At 54.0% G+C, this 16,055-nt stretch carries 14 protein-coding genes and 1 pseudogene; 12 read left to right on the top strand and 3 right to left on the bottom strand.

From position 1 onward, the window contains the following. Nucleotides 1-3 precede the first annotated feature (3 nt). The 4 genes and pseudogenes from OGV38_RS13120 (at nt 4) to nei (ending at nt 3,177) form a co-directional block, all read left to right on the top strand. Nucleotides 4-725: pseudogene (locus tag OGV38_RS13120) on the top strand (DUF969 domain-containing protein). Further along, complete coding sequence (locus tag OGV38_RS13125) at nt 722-1,717, top strand: DUF979 domain-containing protein (protein WP_016152277.1); 996 nt, start codon at nt 722-724, stop codon at nt 1,715-1,717. The pseudogene OGV38_RS13120 and the gene OGV38_RS13125 overlap by 4 nt, the downstream one beginning before the upstream one ends. A gap of 9 nt (nt 1,718-1,726) precedes the next feature. Next, nucleotides 1,727-2,371 (top strand): pyroglutamyl-peptidase I, encoded by a 645-nt coding sequence (gene pcp, locus OGV38_RS13130; protein ID WP_016155998.1) that lies wholly within the window; start codon nt 1,727-1,729, stop codon nt 2,369-2,371. A 14-nt stretch (nt 2,372-2,385) separates the two neighbouring features. Continuing rightward, a complete protein-coding gene (gene nei, locus OGV38_RS13135) occupies nt 2,386-3,177 on the top strand; it encodes an endonuclease VIII (RefSeq protein ID WP_104651689.1) in 792 nt (263 codons plus the stop codon). On the opposite strand, the gene OGV38_RS13140 is transcribed toward nei, so the two are convergent. The 3 genes from OGV38_RS13140 to OGV38_RS25125 all read right to left on the bottom strand — a co-directional run bounded on the left by OGV38_RS13140 (nt 3,174) and on the right by OGV38_RS25125 (nt 5,938). Next, nucleotides 3,174-4,220 carry an AbrB family transcriptional regulator gene (locus tag OGV38_RS13140; RefSeq protein ID WP_286473464.1) on the bottom strand — a complete coding sequence of 349 codons (1,047 nt, stop codon included), beginning with the start codon at nt 4,218-4,220 and terminating at the stop codon, nt 3,174-3,176. The genes nei and OGV38_RS13140 overlap by 4 nt on opposite strands. Nucleotides 4,221-4,394: 174 nt before the next feature. Then, entirely contained in the window at nt 4,395-5,678 is a 1,284-nt protein-coding gene (locus tag OGV38_RS13145) for a citrate synthase (RefSeq protein WP_016152281.1), read from the bottom strand. 206 nt (nt 5,679-5,884) lie between these two features. Next, complete coding sequence (locus OGV38_RS25125; protein WP_418135082.1) at nt 5,885-5,938, bottom strand: hypothetical protein; 54 nt, start codon at nt 5,936-5,938, stop codon at nt 5,885-5,887. A 437-nt stretch (nt 5,939-6,375) separates the two neighbouring features. On the opposite strand from OGV38_RS25125, the gene sdhC reads away from it, so the two are divergent. The 8 genes from sdhC to sucD all read left to right on the top strand — a co-directional run bounded on the left by sdhC (nt 6,376) and on the right by sucD (nt 16,020). Further along, nucleotides 6,376-6,780, top strand: coding sequence for a succinate dehydrogenase cytochrome b556 subunit (sdhC, locus tag OGV38_RS13150; protein WP_016152282.1), 405 nt, complete (start codon nt 6,376-6,378; stop codon nt 6,778-6,780). Then, entirely contained in the window at nt 6,774-7,121 is a 348-nt protein-coding gene (gene sdhD / locus OGV38_RS13155; RefSeq protein WP_005122550.1) for a succinate dehydrogenase membrane anchor subunit, read from the top strand. Before sdhC ends, sdhD begins: the two co-directional genes overlap by 7 nt. Further along, complete coding sequence (sdhA, locus tag OGV38_RS13160) at nt 7,121-8,887, top strand: succinate dehydrogenase flavoprotein subunit (protein ID WP_286473467.1); 1,767 nt, start codon at nt 7,121-7,123, stop codon at nt 8,885-8,887. Before sdhD ends, sdhA begins: the two co-directional genes overlap by 1 nt. A gap of 15 nt (nt 8,888-8,902) precedes the next feature. Next, on the top strand, nt 8,903-9,619 hold the full coding sequence (gene sdhB / locus OGV38_RS13165) for a succinate dehydrogenase iron-sulfur subunit SdhB (protein WP_003022921.1): 717 nt from the start codon (nt 8,903-8,905) through the stop codon (nt 9,617-9,619). 235 nt (nt 9,620-9,854) lie between these two features. Then, entirely contained in the window at nt 9,855-12,656 is a 2,802-nt protein-coding gene (gene sucA / locus OGV38_RS13170) for a 2-oxoglutarate dehydrogenase E1 component (RefSeq protein ID WP_016152283.1), read from the top strand. A 14-nt stretch (nt 12,657-12,670) separates the two neighbouring features. Next, complete coding sequence (odhB, locus tag OGV38_RS13175; RefSeq protein WP_016156001.1) at nt 12,671-13,894, top strand: 2-oxoglutarate dehydrogenase complex dihydrolipoyllysine-residue succinyltransferase; 1,224 nt, start codon at nt 12,671-12,673, stop codon at nt 13,892-13,894. A gap of 90 nt (nt 13,895-13,984) precedes the next feature. Further along, nucleotides 13,985-15,151, top strand: coding sequence for an ADP-forming succinate--CoA ligase subunit beta (sucC, locus tag OGV38_RS13180; protein WP_003022927.1), 1,167 nt, complete (start codon nt 13,985-13,987; stop codon nt 15,149-15,151). Next, nucleotides 15,151-16,020: a succinate--CoA ligase subunit alpha gene (gene sucD, locus OGV38_RS13185; RefSeq protein WP_003022929.1), complete on the top strand. Its 870-nt coding sequence runs from the start codon at nt 15,151-15,153 to the stop codon at nt 16,018-16,020. Before sucC ends, sucD begins: the two co-directional genes overlap by 1 nt. Nucleotides 16,021-16,055: the final 35 nt, after the last annotated feature.

Below are 16,055 nucleotides of genomic sequence, written 5' to 3' on the forward strand. Positions count from 1 at the left end.
ATTATGGGAGAGGTAATTTCTCTCTGGCCATTGACGGGGATCGCCGTCATCGTGGTCGGATTTCTTTTACGTTTTAACCCGGTATTGGTGGTCATTATTGCCGGGATCGTCACGGGGCTGGCGGCGCATATGCCGGTAGCCACTATCCTTGAGAAGCTGGGTGAAGGTTTTCTTAACACCCGCAACCTGCCATTTATCCTGCTGATCCCGCTGGCGGTTATTGGCCTGCTGGAACGCCACGGACTCAAAGAGCGTGCTCAGGCGTGGATTGCAAAAATCCGCAGCGCCACCAGTGGCCGTCTGCTTATTGTCTATCTGTTCATTCGCGAAGCGACCGCTGCGTTAGGGCTGACCAGTCTGGGGGGCATCCGCAGATGGTGCGTCCGCTGCTGGCGCCGATGGCGGAAGGAGCCGCAGAGAAAAATCACGGCGAGATACCTGGGGCGGTACGCTATCGTCTGCGCGCCATGTCAGCTGCGACCGATAACGTCGGACTGTTCTTCGGTGAAGATATCTTTGTTGCCTTCGGTGCCATCATTTTTATGCACAACTTTATGTTGGAGTCTGGTGGGATCCAGACCGAACCGCTGCATATTGCCTTGTGGGGGATCCCAACGGCAATTTGTGCATTCCTGATCCACGGTACGCGTCTGTGGCGTCTGGATAGCTATTTGCAACGTGAGGTGGCGAAAGCGAATGCCGCAGCGAAAGGGGAAGCGAAATGAATTTTCAACAAAGCTATCTCTACTGGCTGGCGGGAGCGGTATTACTGATTGTGGCGCTGATGTCCTGGCAGGACAAAGCGAACCCGCGTCGCTTCACCACCGGCCTGTTTTGGGGCATATACGGCGTACTGTTTCTGCTTGGCGACTGGACATATTCGCTGTTTGGCGACAAACGCACGGTGCATATTGCCGTTGGCGTCGCGGTGGTCGTGCTGGCCCTGATCGCCGGTTTTGGCGGCGTGAAGCTGGGAAGCTACCATCAACGAACGCAGCAACAGCGCGAAGAAAGCGCCAGTCGTCTGGGTAACCGCCTGTTTTTCCCGGCGCTGGCAATTCCGGTGGTAACGGTTATTGGCGTGCTGATGTTCAACCATATTCCGGGCTTACAGGATGCGCTGTTTGGGCCGGGTAATCACGCCACGCTGGTGACGCTCTTTTCCATGACCGCAGGCTCGTTGATTGGTCTGGCGATGGCGATAAAAATGACCCATGAGCGGGTTCATCAACCGATTCAGGAGGCGCGCCGTCTGCTGGACTCCATCGGCTGGGCGTTTATCCTGCCGCAGATTTTGGCCACGCTCGGGCTGTTGTTTACGGCAGCGGGCGTAGGCAGCGGTATTTCCTGGCTGACGCAAGAATACCTGGCGGTGGATAGCCGCTTTATCGCAGTGGCGGTGTACACCCTCGGCATGGCATTGCTGACGATGGTCATGGGCAATGCGTTTGCCGCTTTCCCGATCGTGACCGCTGGAATTGGTATTCCGATTCTCGTGCTGCAGCACGGCGGCAATCCGGCAGTAATGGCGGCAATTGGTATGTTCTCAGGCTATTGCGGGACGTTAATGACGCCGATGGCGGCAAACTTTAACATTGTTCCTGCAGCGCTGCTGGAGCTGCCGGATAAAAACGCGGTGATTAAAGCGCAGGTGCCAACCGGCATACTGCTGTTGCTGGTCAACGTGTTCCTGATGTATTTCCTGATGTTCTTGTAAGGTGACAGGATGAAAACAGTACTCATCACGGGATTTGAACCCTTTGGCGGCGAGTCAGTTAACCCTTCCTGGGAAGTGGTCTCGGGCCTCGACAATGCTATCATCGGCGGATGCCGCGTCGTTGCCCGCCAACTGCCGTGCGTCTTTGGCGAGTCTCTTGCCGTACTCAATGGTGCGATTGACGCGCTGTCGCCATCACTGGTGCTGGCGGTGGGGCAGGCGGGGGGGCGCACGGATGTCACCGTGGAGCGCGTGGCGATCAACGTTGACGATGCGCGTATTGCGGATAATCAGGGTCAACAGCCGGTAGATGTGCCGATTGTGGCCGATGGTCCGGCGGCGTGGTTTAGTTCGTTGCCGATCAAAGCGATGGTTGTTGCCATGCGCAACGCGGGAATTCCGGCTTCGGTTTCCCAGACCGCGGGCACTTTCGTGTGTAACCACGTGATGTATGGCCTGCTGCATAAACTACGTGACGTTCCGGCGGTGAAGGGAGGATTTATTCATATCCCTTATTTGCCGCAACAGGCTGCACAGCACCCCGGGGCGCCAAGTATGGCAGCGGACACGGTGCGCCGGGCGCTGGAAGTTGCGATTGCCACCGCATTGCAGGTGGAGAGTGATATCGCAGTGACGGGCGGTGCAACACATTAAAAAAGGACAGTATTATGCCTGAAGGCCCGGAGATCCGCCGCGCGGCGGATAACCTGGAGGCGGCAGTCAAAGGCAAACCCCTGACCGATGTCTGGTTTGCCTTTGAGCAGCTAAAACCGTATCAATCTCAACTGATTGGGCAGAGTGTTACCCAGCTTGAAACGCGGGGTAAAGCATTGCTGACCCATTTTTCTAATGGATTGACGCTGTACAGTCACAATCAGCTCTATGGCGTGTGGCGAGTGGTGGATACCGGCAAAATACCGCAGACTTCGCGGGTTCTGCGTGTCAGGTTGCAAACACACGACAAAACTATTCTGCTCTATAGCGCCTCTGATATCGACATGCTGACGCCGGAACAGCTCGCTACCCATCCGTTCCTGCAACGGGTTGGGCCGGACGTTCTGGATTTACGTTTAACGCCCGATGACGTGAAAGCGCGTCTGTTATCCCCGCGTTTTCGCAATCGCCAGTTTTCTGGCCTGCTGTTGGACCAGACGTTTCTGGCGGGATTAGGTAACTACCTGCGAGTAGAGATTCTCTGGCAGGTAGGGCTGACCGGGCAGCATAAAGCGTCGATGCTCGGAGATGAGCAGTTGGATGCGCTGGCGCATGCGCTGCTTGATATTCCTCGTTTGTCCTATAACACCCGCGGGCTGGTGGATGAGAATAAACATCACGGCGCGCTGTTTCGCTTTAAGGTCTTTCACCGGGATGGTGAAGCCTGTGAGCGCTGTGGCGGAACCATCGAAAAAACGACGCTCTCTTCACGACCCTTTTACTGGTGTCCAGGATGTCAGCACTAAGCGGGATGCTTTGGCGCGTGTAGCGAAATAAACCGCGCCACCGCCGGGCCAGTCAATAAAATACTGAATAGCCGCAGGGTTTGCATCGCCATGATCAGCGCCATATCGGCGTGACTCCCCGCGGCAATCACCGCAACAGAATCCACGCCGCCTGGACTGGTCGCCAGATAGGCGGTAAGAAAATCTATCTGCATGTAATGCGCCAGTCCCCAGGCCATAGCGGCGCAGATCGCCATCAGTGAAAAAATGGACAAGAGGATTTGCGGTAAGGGGCGCAACGCCATTAAAAAGATCTGCTTGTCAAAGCCCAGGCCAATTTGCCAGCCGATGGCCATATAGGCAATCGCGAGCAACCATTCCGGTAGTTCGATCACCATCACGCCTCCGGCATTCAGCAATGCGCCTGCCAGCATCGGTAACAACATGACGCCAGAGGGGATACGCAATAGACGCCCGGCCGTACCGGCAACGGTGGCCAGCGCCAGGGTACTGAACAGATTGCTGCTCAGCGGCGGAAACCAGACGATTTGCTCACTGACCGTTTGGGCCTGGTCGCCCATCATCACTCGGGTGACCAGTGCCGCCGCACCAACCACCAACAGTACGCGCAGATACTGCATAAACGCCACCAGCCGGATGTCGGCACCATATTCCTGCGCCATCGCCACCATTGCCGCCGCACCGCCAGGTGACGAGCCCCATGCACCGGTGTTTCCCGGTAGGTTACTGTAGCGAACCAGCAGCCAGCCGATTACCGCGCTGCTGATAAGGGTCGCCAGCAGGATGATAATCACCATCGGCCAGTGGGCCGTAAGGGTCGTTAAGATTGAGCCAGTCAGGTTTTGGGCAATCATGCAGCCGAGAATCGCCTGCGCGCCAAGAAATGTGCAGCGGGGAGGGTGCAGTGAGATGCCGCGCATACTGAGTATGATGCCGACGATCATCGAACCGAGGAGCAGCGGTCCTGGAAGGTGTATAAACAAAAAGAACAGGGAAAGAAGGAGCGATAGCAGAAACAACAGGCTCCACTGCAAAACAGGCATCCCATGCTCCTGAGTGAAATGACGGAAATCTCAGTAAATCATAGAGAAAGCATGATGAGAATAAAATAATATGCATCAAAAAAAACAGGTCGGATTCTGGCTTCAATGCCTTGTCCGACCCGGGAGAATTAATGGCTGTAAGCCGGACAGGCGCTGGCGCCATCCGGCAGACAATTAACGCTTAATATCAGACTTAAAATCGCGCTTGTCGTAGCCGGTGTACAGCTGACGCGGACGAGCGATTTTCATGCCGTCGGTGTGCATTTCGTTCCAGTGTGCAATCCAGCCCACGGTACGCGCCATGGCGAAGATAACGGTAAACATGGAGGACGGAATACCCATCGCCTTCAGGATGATGCCGGAGTAGAAATCTACGTTCGGGTAGAGTTTCTTCTCGATGAAGTACGGGTCGTTGAGCGCAATGTGTTCAAGTTCCATCGCCACTTCCAGCAGATCATCTTTGGTGCCCAGTTCTTTCAGTACTTCATGGCAGGTTTCACGCATGACGGTGGCGCGCGGGTCATAGTTTTTATAAACACGGTGACCAAAGCCCATCAGGCGGAAGGAATCATTCTTGTCTTTCGCGCGGCGAACAAATTCCGGAATGTGTTTAACAGAGCTGATTTCTTCCAGCATTTTCAGCGCAGCTTCGTTTGCGCCGCCGTGTGCTGGTCCCCACAGGGAAGCAATACCTGCCGCAATGCAGGCAAACGGGTTAGCGCCAGAAGAACCCGCGGTACGAACGGTGGAGGTTGAGGCGTTCTGTTCGTGGTCAGCGTGCAGGATCAAGATACGGTCCATTGCGCGTTCCAGAATCGGATTCACTTCGTATTTTTCGCACGGCGTGGAGAACATCATGTTCAGGAAGTTACCGGCGTAGGAGAGGTCATTACGCGGGTACACGAACGGCTGTCCGATGGAATATTTGTAGCACATCGCTGCCATGGTCGGCATTTTGGACAGCAGACGGAAGGCGGCGATTTCACGGTGACGCGGATTATTCACATCCAGCGAGTCGTGGTAGAACGCAGCCAGCGCCCCGGTAACACCACACATAACGGCCATCGGGTGAGAGTCGCGGCGGAAACCGTGGAACAGGCGGGTGATCTGTTCGTGGATCATGGTATGGCGAGTGACTGTGGTTTTGAACTCGTCGTACTCCTCCTGCGTCGGTTTTTCGCCGTACAGCAGGATATAACACACTTCCAGATAGTTCGACTCGGTCGCCAACTGATCAATCGGGAAGCCGCGATGCAGCAAAATACCTTCGTCACCGTCGATGAAAGTAATTTTGGATTCGCAGGATGCGGTAGAGGTGAAACCTGGGTCAAAAGTAAACATCCCTTTTGAGCCAAGACTACGAATATCAATAACATCTTGACCGAGCGTACCTTTCAGCACATCCAGTTCAATAGCAGAGTCACCATTTAGAGTGATTTTTGCTTTAGTATCAGCCATTTACGGTCTCCTTAGCGCCTTATTGCTTAAGACTGCTGGAACTCACATTTGCCTTCGTACATCAATGAACCGTTACCAGTTTGTTATTTGGCTCGCCGCTCTGCGAAAGAGGGGATAACCTGGGTACAGAGCTATGGGCGCTTGCAGGTAAAACGGTCTTTTCATGGCGAATAAACTGCAAATCAAGAACTTAGCAATCCGAATTATTAAACCTGTCTATCACTAATAACTGTCCTGACTGTATTGGTCAATACTTCCACACTGTTACATAACTAAATGTCCGGTGAAAGAGTGACCCCATAACTTTTACGCATTATATGCTTTTTCTGGTGTCGTTTGTAACAACTTTGTTTAATGATTGTCAAATTAGATGGTTAAAAATTAAAATAATGTTGTTATCGTGACCTATGTCACTGTTCGGGATAAAACCCGACAAACTATATGTAGGTTAATTGTAATGATTTTGTGAACGTCCTATACTGCCGCCAGGTCTCCGGAATACCCTGCAATCCCGAGCCAACCAGCGTTGTAACGTGTCGTTTTAGCATCTGGAAGCAGTGTTTTATATGACGCGTAGTTATAGTAAGGACGCTGTCTGACCCGCACGCAGACCGGAGGAAGGAAATCCCGTCGTCTTTCAGGCTACAGGTGTCTTCATCTTCTGTACCCGAAGTCCAAAGGGAATAATAAGAACAGCATGTGGGCGTTATTCATGATAAGAAATGTGAAAAAACAAAGACCTGTCAATCTGGATCTACAAACGATCCGGTTCCCAATCACGGCGATAGCGTCCATTCTCCATCGCGTATCCGGAGTGATCACCTTCGTGGCGGTCGGGATTCTGTTGTGGTTATTGGGTACCAGCCTGTCCTCCCCTGAAGGTTTCCTCGCGGCGTCATCCATTATGAATAACTTCTTTGTGGAGTTAATTCTGTGGGGGATCCTGATTGCGCTGGCATATCACGCCGTAATGGGCATTCGCCATCTGTTGATGGATTTTGGCTATATCGAAGAAACCCTCGAAGCAGGGACACGTTCCGCCAAAATTTGTTTCGTTATCATTGTCGTGCTTTCACTTCTCGCAGGAGTCCTCGTATGGTAAGCAACGCCTCCGCATTAGGACGCAACGGCGTACATGACTTCATTCTGGTCCGTGCTACCGCTATCGTTCTGACGTTATACATCATCTATATGGTCGGCTTCTTCGCCACCAGCGGCGAACTGACGTTTGAAGTCTGGACCGGTTTCTTCTCATCGGCATTCACCAAAGTCTTCACCCTGCTGGCTCTTTTCTCCATCTTGATTCATGCCTGGATCGGCATGTGGCAGGTGTTGACCGACTACGTTAAACCGCTGGCCGTGCGCCTGATTCTGCAACTGGCTATCGTCGTTGCGCTGGTGGTTTACGTCATTTATGGATTTGTTGTGGTGTGGGGTGTGTAATGAAACTGCCAGTCAGAGAATTTGATGCTGTTGTGATTGGTGCCGGCGGCGCAGGTATGCGCGCGGCGCTGCAAATTTCCCAGAGCGGTCAGACCTGTGCGCTGCTCTCCAAAGTGTTCCCAACCCGTTCCCATACCGTATCTGCGCAAGGTGGCATCACCGTTGCGCTCGGTAATACCCATGAAGATAACTGGGAATGGCACATGTACGACACCGTCAAAGGGTCGGACTACATTGGTGACCAGGACGCTATTGAATATATGTGTAAAACCGGTCCGGAAGCGATTCTGGAGCTGGACCACATGGGGCTGCCGTTCTCTCGCCTCGATAATGGCACAATTTATCAACGTCCGTTTGGCGGCCAGTCGAAGAATTTCGGCGGCGAGCAGGCGGCACGTACCGCGGCAGCGGCAGACCGTACCGGCCATGCGCTGTTGCACACGCTGTATCAGCAGAACCTGAAAAACCATACCACCATCTTCTCCGAGTGGTACGCGCTGGATCTGGTGAAAAATGCCGATGGCGCGATTGTTGGTTGTACCGCGCTGTGTATCGAAACCGGTGAAGTCGTTTACTTCAAAGCCCGCGCAACCGTGCTGGCGACCGGCGGTGCTGGCCGTATTTATCAGTCCACCACCAACGCCCACATCAACACCGGTGACGGCGTCGGTATGGCTATCCGCGCTGGCGTGCCGGTGCAGGATATGGAGATGTGGCAGTTCCACCCAACCGGTATCGCTGGCGCGGGTGTTTTGGTAACAGAAGGCTGTCGTGGTGAAGGTGGCTACCTGCTGAACAAACACGGTGAGCGCTTCATGGAGCGTTATGCCCCGAATGCGAAAGACCTGGCGGGTCGTGACGTGGTGGCGCGTTCCATCATGATCGAAATCCGCGAAGGTCGCGGCTGCGACGGTCCGTGGGGGCCGCACGCCAAACTGAAACTCGACCACCTGGGTAAAGAAGTGCTGGAGTCCCGTCTGCCGGGTATTCTCGAACTGTCCCGTACCTTTGCTCACGTTGACCCGGTGAAAGAGCCAATCCCGGTTATCCCAACCTGCCACTATATGATGGGCGGTATTCCGACCAAAGTCACCGGCCAGGCGCTGACCGTGAATGAGCAGGGCGAAGATGTGGTGATCCCAGGGCTGTTTGCCGTCGGTGAAATCGCCTGCGTATCGGTTCACGGTGCTAACCGTTTGGGCGGCAACTCACTGCTTGACCTGGTGGTATTTGGTCGTGCTGTGGGTCTGCATCTGCAGGAATCTATCGCAGAGCAGGGTGATCTGCTGGATGCAACCGAAGATGAAATCGACGCTTCTCTGGCGCGTCTGAATCGCTGGAACGGTAACCGTAACGGTGAAGATCCGGTGGCAATTCGTAAAGCGCTGCAAGAATGTATGCAGCATAACTTCTCGGTATTCCGCGAAGGCGATGCGATGGCGAAGGGTCTGGAAGAACTGAAAGCGATTCGCGAACGCCTGAAAAATGCCCGTCTGGACGATACCTCCAGAGAGTTCAACACCCAGCGCGTTGAGTGTCTGGAGCTGGATAACCTGATGGAGACCGCGTACGCCACTGCAGTATCTGCAAACTTCCGTACCGAAAGCCGTGGCGCGCATAGCCGCTTCGACTTCCCGGAACGTGATGACGAAAACTGGCTGTGCCATTCCCTGTACCTGCCAGAGTCGGAATCCATGACGCGACGTCAAGTCAATATGGAACCGAAGCTGCGCCCGGCATTCCCGCCGAAGATTCGTACTTATTAATGCGGAGACAGGACAATGAAACTCGAGTTTTCAGTTTATCGCTATAACCCGGATGTTGACGACGCTCCGCGCATGCAGGATTACACCCTGGAGGCGGAAGAAGGGCGCGACATGATGCTGCTGGATGCGTTGATGCAGCTGAAAGAAAAAGATCCGTCGTTGTCGTTTCGTCGCTCATGCCGTGAAGGGGTCTGCGGCTCCGACGGTCTGAACATGAACGGCAAAAATGGACTGGCCTGTATCACACCTATTTCTGCGCTGAATCAGCCGGGCAAGAAAATTGTCATTCGCCCGCTGCCAGGTTTACCGGTTGTGCGCGATTTGGTGGTAGACATGGGGCAATTCTACGCACAGTATGAGAAGATTAAGCCTTACTTGTTGAATAATGGGAAAAATCCTCCGGCTCGTGAGCATTTACAAATGCCTGAGCAGCGTGAGAAGCTCGATGGGCTGTATGAATGTATTTTGTGTGCATGCTGCTCAACGTCCTGCCCATCATTCTGGTGGAACCCGGACAAGTTTATTGGCCCGGCAGGCCTGTTGGCCGCGTATCGCTTCTTAATTGATAGCCGCGATACCGAGACCGACAGCCGTCTGGAAGGTTTAAGTGACGCTTTCAGCGTATTCCGCTGTCATAGCATCATGAACTGCGTCAGCGTATGTCCTAAAGGGCTGAACCCGACGCGCGCCATCGGTCATATTAAGTCGATGCTGCTCAAACGTAGTGCATAAGTAGTTGTAGTTGCCGGGGAAGAGATTCCCCGGCCGTGCAGGGAAACCTCTAAAAACTGCCACATTGATAGCAATAATCGCAGCCTGAACGACGACGATTATTAGACAGTTTTTAAAGGTTCCTTAGCGGACGCAGATGACACGACAGTCCGCAACAAGTGAACCCCGGCACGCACATCGGTGTGCGTGGTAGTATCCACGGCGAAATAAGCATACAAATGCTTAAGGGATCACGATGCAGAACAGCGCTTTGAAAGCCTGGTTGGACTCTTCTTACCTCTCTGGTTCTAACCAGAGCTGGATAGAACAGCTCTATGAAGACTTCTTAACCGACCCTGACTCGGTAGATGCTAACTGGCGTTCGACGTTCCAGCAGTTACCTGGTACCGGAGTCAAACCGGATCAACTCCACTCAAAAACACGTGATTATTTCCGTCGACAGGCGTTGATTACCCCACGTTACTCTTCTTCTATTTCCGACCCTGATGCCAATGTGAAGCAGGTTAAAGTCCTGCAGCTCATTAACGCCTATCGTTTCCGCGGTCATCAGCATGCGAATCTCGATCCGCTGGGACTGTGGCAGCAAGAAAATGTGGCCGATCTGGATCCCTCCTTCCACGATCTGACCGATGCGGATTTCCAGGAAAGCTTTAACGTGGGTTCTTTTGCCGGTGGCAAAGACACGATGAAGCTGAGCGACCTGGTTGTCGCGCTGAAACAAACCTACTGCGGCCCGATTGGCGCCGAGTATATGCACATCACCAGCACCGAAGAAAAACGCTGGCTTCAGCAGCGTATCGAGTCTGGTCGTACTGCGTTCAGTAGTGAAGAGAAGAAACGCTTCCTCAGCGAACTGACCGCAGCGGAAGGTCTGGAACGCTACCTGGGCGCGAAATTCCCGGGCGCGAAACGCTTCTCGCTGGAAGGCGGTGATGCGTTAATCCCAATGCTCAAAGAAATGATCCGCCACGCCGGTAACAGCGGTACCCGTGAAGTGGTACTGGGTATGGCGCACCGTGGTCGTCTGAACGTCCTGGTTAACGTGCTGGGTAAAAAGCCGCAGGATCTATTCGACGAATTTGCGGGCAAACATAAAGAACACCTCGGCACCGGTGACGTGAAGTACCACATGGGCTTCTCATCAGATATCGAAACCGAAGGCGGTCTGGTGCATCTGGCGCTGGCGTTTAACCCGTCGCACCTGGAAATCGTTAGCCCGGTGGTTATCGGTTCCGTACGTGCACGCTTGGATCGTCTGGACGAACCGAGCAGCAATAAAGTGCTGCCAATCACCATTCATGGTGATGCGGCAGTAACCGGGCAAGGCGTGGTTCAGGAAACCCTGAACATGTCGAAAGCGCGTGGTTACGAAGTGGGCGGTACCGTTCGCATCGTTATCAACAACCAGGTGGGTTTCACCACCTCTAACCCGCTAGATGCACGTTCTACACCGTACTGCACCGACATCGGTAAGATGGTTCAGGCGCCGATTTTCCACGTGAACGCGGATGACCCGGAAGCGGTCGCTTTCGTAACGCGTCTGGCACTGGATTTCCGTAATACCTTTAAACGCGATGTCTTCATCGATCTGGTGTGCTACCGCCGTCACGGCCACAACGAAGCCGACGAGCCAAGCGCAACCCAGCCGCTGATGTATCAGAAAATCAAAAAGCATCCGACCCCGCGCAAAATCTACGCTGACAAGCTGGAAGCGGACAACGTCGCTACGCTGGAAGATGCGACCGAAATGGTCAATCTGTATCGTGACGCGCTGGACGCAGGCGAATGCGTGGTGAAAGAGTGGCGTCCAATGAATATGCACTCCTTCACCTGGTCTCCGTACCTCAACCACGAATGGGATGAAAACTACCCGAACAAAGTTGAGATGAAGCGTCTGCAGGAGCTGGCAAAACGCATCAGCACCGTGCCTGAAGCGGTGGAAATGCAGTCGCGTGTTGCCAAAATTTACGGCGACCGTCAGGCCATGGCCGCAGGCGAGAAGCTGTTCGACTGGGGTGGCGCAGAGAATCTGGCTTACGCCACGCTGGTTGATGAAGGTATTCCGGTACGTCTGTCGGGTGAAGACTCTGGCCGTGGAACCTTCTTCCACCGTCATGCGGTTATTCATAACCAGGCGAATGGTTCAACGTACACTCCGCTGCAGCATGTGCATAACGGGCAGGGCACGTTCCGCGTATGGGACTCCGTGCTGTCTGAAGAAGCGGTGCTGGCATTCGAATACGGTTATGCCACGGCAGAACCGCGCACTCTGACTATCTGGGAAGCGCAGTTCGGTGACTTCGCCAACGGTGCGCAGGTGGTTATCGACCAGTTCATCTCTTCCGGCGAGCAGAAATGGGGCCGTATGTGCGGTCTGGTTATGCTGCTGCCGCACGGCTATGAAGGTCAGGGTCCGGAGCACTCTTCCGCGCGTCTGGAACGTTATCTGCAACTTTGCGCTGAGCAAAACATGCAGGTTTGCGTCCCGTCTACCCCGGCACAGGTTTACCACATGCTGCGTCGTCAGGCGCTGCGCGGAATGCGTCGTCCGCTGGTAGTGATGTCACCGAAGTCGCTGCTGCGTCATCCGCTGGCGGTGTCCACGCTGGACGAACTGGCAAATGGCACCTTCCTGCCAGCCATTGGCGAAGTAGATGAACTTGATCCTAAAGGCGTGAAGCGTGTCGTGATGTGTTCTGGTAAGGTTTATTACGACCTGCTGGAGCAACGCCGCAAGAACGACCAAAAAGATGTCGCCATTGTGCGTATCGAACAGCTCTATCCGTTCCCGCATAAAGCGGTGCAGGAAGCGCTGAAACCGTTTGCTCATGTACATGATTTTGTCTGGTGCCAGGAAGAGCCGCTCAACCAGGGCGCATGGTACTGCAGCCAGCATCATTTCCGTGAAGTAATTCCATTTGGGTCAGCTCTGCGTTATGCAGGTCGCCCGGCCTCTGCCTCTCCGGCAGTAGGATATATGTCCGTTCACCAGAAGCAGCAACAAGATCTGGTTAATGACGCGCTGAACGTCGATTAAATAAAGGATAAATAATGAGTAGCGTAGATATTCTTGTTCCCGACCTGCCTGAATCCGTAGCGGATGCAACGGTTGCAACCTGGCACAAAAAACCGGGCGATGCAGTACGTCGTGATGAAGTACTGGTAGAAATCGAAACTGACAAAGTGGTACTGGAAGTACCGGCATCAGCGGACGGTATTCTTGATGCGGTTCTGGAAGATGAAGGGACAACCGTCACTTCTCGCCAGATCCTCGGTCGCCTGCGTGAAGGCAACAGCTCTGGCAAAGAGACCAGCGCCAAGTCTGAAGAGAAAGATTCTACTCCGGCACAACGCCAGCAGGCGTCTCTTGCTGAACAGAACAACGATGCCCTGAGCCCGGCGATCCGTCGCCTGCTGGGTGAGCATAACCTCGAAGCCAGCGCCATCAATGGCACCGGCGTCGGTGGTCGTATCACGCGTGAAGATGTTGAAAAGCATCTGGCCAAAGCACCGGCTGCGAAAGCAGAAGCCAAAGCGCCGGCCGCCGCGCCTGCGCCACAGGCTCAGTTGGGCGCTCGTGGCGAAAAACGTGTTCCGATGACCCGCCTACGCAAACGCGTAGCTGAGCGTCTGCTGGAAGCGAAAAACTCCACCGCCATGCTGACCACGTTCAACGAAGTCAACATGAAGCCAATCATGGATCTGCGTAAGCAGTACGGTGACGCGTTCGAGAAACGTCACGGTATCCGTCTGGGCTTTATGTCTTTCTACGTGAAAGCGGTTGTTGAAGCGCTGAAACGCTATCCGGAAGTGAACGCGTCCATCGACGGCGATGACGTGGTGTACCACAACTACTTTGATGTCAGCATGGCGGTCTCCACGCCGCGTGGCCTGGTCACGCCGGTCCTGCGTGATGTGGATCTGCTGGGTATGGCTGACATCGAGAAAAATATTAAAGAGCTGGCAGTTAAAGGTCGCGACGGCAAGCTGACGGTCGACGATCTGACGGGCGGTAACTTCACCATCACTAACGGTGGCGTGTTCGGTTCCCTGATGTCTACCCCGATCATCAACCCACCGCAGAGCGCCATCCTGGGTATGCATGCCATCAAAGATCGTCCGATGGCCGTAGACGGCAAGGTTGAAATCCTGCCGATGATGTATCTGGCGCTGTCTTATGACCACCGTTTGATCGATGGTCGTGAGTCAGTAGGCTTCCTGGTAACCATTAAAGAGTTGCTGGAAGATCCGACGCGTCTGCTGCTGGACGTGTAGTAAATAAGAGTATCACCTGCCCCGTAGGTCTGGAGGCTTATCAGGCCTACGGGTAAAAGATAACGATTACCTGAAGGATGGACAGAACACATGAACTTACATGAATATCAGGCAAAACAACTTTTTGCCCGCTATGGCTTACCGGCACCGGTGGGATATGCCTGTACTACTCCGCGTGAAGCTGAAGAAGCTGCATCTAAAATCGGCGCAGGCCCGTGGGTAGTGAAATGTCAGGTTCACGCTGGTGGCCGTGGTAAAGCGGGCGGTGTGAAGGTTGTGAACAGCAAAGAAGACATTCGCGCTTTTGCTGAACACTGGCTGGGTAAACGTCTGGTCACTTACCAGACAGACGCCCATGGTCAACCGGTAAATCAGATTCTGGTTGAAGCAGCGACCGACATTGGTAAAGAACTTTACCTCGGCGCAGTTGTTGACCGTAGTTCCCGTCGCGTGGTCTTCATGGCCTCTACCGAAGGCGGCGTGGAAATTGAAAAAGTGGCGGAAGAAACGCCGCACCTGATCCACAAAGTAGCGCTCGATCCGCTGGCCGGTCCGATGCCTTATCAGGGTCGTGAACTGGCGTTCAAACTGGGTCTGGAAGGTAAACAGGTTCAGCAGTTCACCAAGATCTTCATGGGTCTGGCGACTATCTTCCTTGAGCGCGATCTGGCGCTGATCGAAATCAACCCGCTGGTGGTGACCAAGCAGGGTGATCTGATCTGCCTCGACGGCAAACTGGGCGCTGACGGCAACGCGCTGTTCCGCCAGGCTGACCTGCGTGAAATGCGCGATCAGTCTCAGGAAGATCCGCGTGAAGCACAGGCTGCACAGTGGGAACTGAACTACGTCGCTCTGGACGGCAACATCGGTTGTATGGTTAACGGCGCGGGCCTGGCAATGGGCACCATGGACATCGTTAAACTGCACGGCGGCGAACCGGCTAACTTCCTTGACGTTGGCGGCGGTGCGACCAAAGAGCGTGTAACCGAAGCGTTCAAAATTATCCTCTCTGACGACAATGTTAAAGCCGTACTGGTTAACATCTTCGGTGGTATCGTACGCTGCGACCTGATCGCGGACGGTATCATCGGCGCGGTAGCAGAAGTGGGCGTTAACGTTCCGGTCGTGGTACGTCTTGAAGGTAACAACGCTGAACTCGGCGCGAAAAAATTGGCTGATAGCGGCCTGAATATTATTGCAGCGAAAAGTCTGACGGATGCAGCTCAGCAGGTTGTTGCCGCAGTGGAGGGGAAATAATGTCAGTTTTAATTAATAAAGATACCAAGGTTATCTGCCAGGGCTTCACCGGTAGCCAGGGGACATTCCACTCTGAACAAGCGATTGCTTACGGTACGCAAATGGTCGGCGGTGTTACGCCGGGCAAAGGCGGCACCACGCATCTGGGTCTGCCGGTGTTCAACACCGTACGTGAAGCGGTAGAAGCGACCGGCGCAACCGCCACCGTTATCTACGTTCCGGCTCCGTTCTGCAAAGACTCCATCCTGGAAGCTATCGATGCAGGCATCAAGCTTATCATCACCATCACCGAAGGTATCCCAACGCTGGATATGCTGACTGTGAAAGTGAAGCTGGATGAAGCTGGCGTACGCATGATCGGCCCGAACTGCCCAGGTGTTATCACCCCTGGCGAATGTAAAATCGGCATCATGCCGGGTCATATTCACAAGCCTGGTAAAGTCGGTATCGTTTCTCGTTCCGGTACGCTGACCTATGAAGCGGTTAAGCAGACCACCGACTACGGTTTTGGTCAGTCTACCTGTGTGGGTATCGGCGGCGACCCGATCCCTGGCTCTAACTTCATCGATATCCTGAAGCTGTTCCAGGAAGATCCGCAGACTGAAGCGATCGTCATGATCGGTGAGATCGGCGGTAGCGCGGAAGAAGAAGCGGCGGCGTACATTAAAGATCATGTGACCAAGCCGGTTGTGGGTTACATCGCGGGTGTGACTGCGCCGAAAGGTAAACGTATGGGTCATGCTGGTGCGATCATCGCAGGTGGTAAAGGTACGGCGGATGAGAAATTCGCTGCGCTGGAAGCCGCTGGCGTGAAAACCGTTCGTAGCCTGGCCGATATCGGCGAAGCGCTGAAAACAGTGATTAAGTAAGAAAAAAAACAGCCCTGACTCTCTGCATAGTCAAG

The sequence above is a fragment of the Citrobacter sp. Cb080 genome (assembly GCF_030334745.1).
In the GTDB taxonomy this organism is placed as follows: domain Bacteria; phylum Pseudomonadota; class Gammaproteobacteria; order Enterobacterales; family Enterobacteriaceae; genus Citrobacter; species Citrobacter braakii.

Coding starts and splice junctions, on each gene's coding strand:
- pcp (WP_016155998.1), top strand. CDS start 1,727: ATGAAAACAGTACTCATCACGGGATTTGAACCCTTTGGCGGCGAGTCA.
- sdhD (WP_005122550.1), top strand. CDS start 6,774: ATGGTAAGCAACGCCTCCGCATTAGGACGCAACGGCGTACATGACTTC.
- nei (WP_104651689.1), top strand. CDS start 2,386: ATGCCTGAAGGCCCGGAGATCCGCCGCGCGGCGGATAACCTGGAGGCG.
- sucA (WP_016152283.1), top strand. CDS start 9,855: ATGCAGAACAGCGCTTTGAAAGCCTGGTTGGACTCTTCTTACCTCTCT.
- OGV38_RS13140 (WP_286473464.1), bottom strand. CDS start 4,220: ATGCCTGTTTTGCAGTGGAGCCTGTTGTTTCTGCTATCGCTCCTTCTT.
- sucC (WP_003022927.1), top strand. CDS start 13,985: ATGAACTTACATGAATATCAGGCAAAACAACTTTTTGCCCGCTATGGC.
- sdhB (WP_003022921.1), top strand. CDS start 8,903: ATGAAACTCGAGTTTTCAGTTTATCGCTATAACCCGGATGTTGACGAC.
- odhB (WP_016156001.1), top strand. CDS start 12,671: ATGAGTAGCGTAGATATTCTTGTTCCCGACCTGCCTGAATCCGTAGCG.
- OGV38_RS13125 (WP_016152277.1), top strand. CDS start 722: ATGAATTTTCAACAAAGCTATCTCTACTGGCTGGCGGGAGCGGTATTA.
- sdhA (WP_286473467.1), top strand. CDS start 7,121: ATGAAACTGCCAGTCAGAGAATTTGATGCTGTTGTGATTGGTGCCGGC.
- sdhC (WP_016152282.1), top strand. CDS start 6,376: ATGTGGGCGTTATTCATGATAAGAAATGTGAAAAAACAAAGACCTGTC.
- sucD (WP_003022929.1), top strand. CDS start 15,151: ATGTCAGTTTTAATTAATAAAGATACCAAGGTTATCTGCCAGGGCTTC.
- OGV38_RS13145 (WP_016152281.1), bottom strand. CDS start 5,678: ATGGCTGATACTAAAGCAAAAATCACTCTAAATGGTGACTCTGCTATT.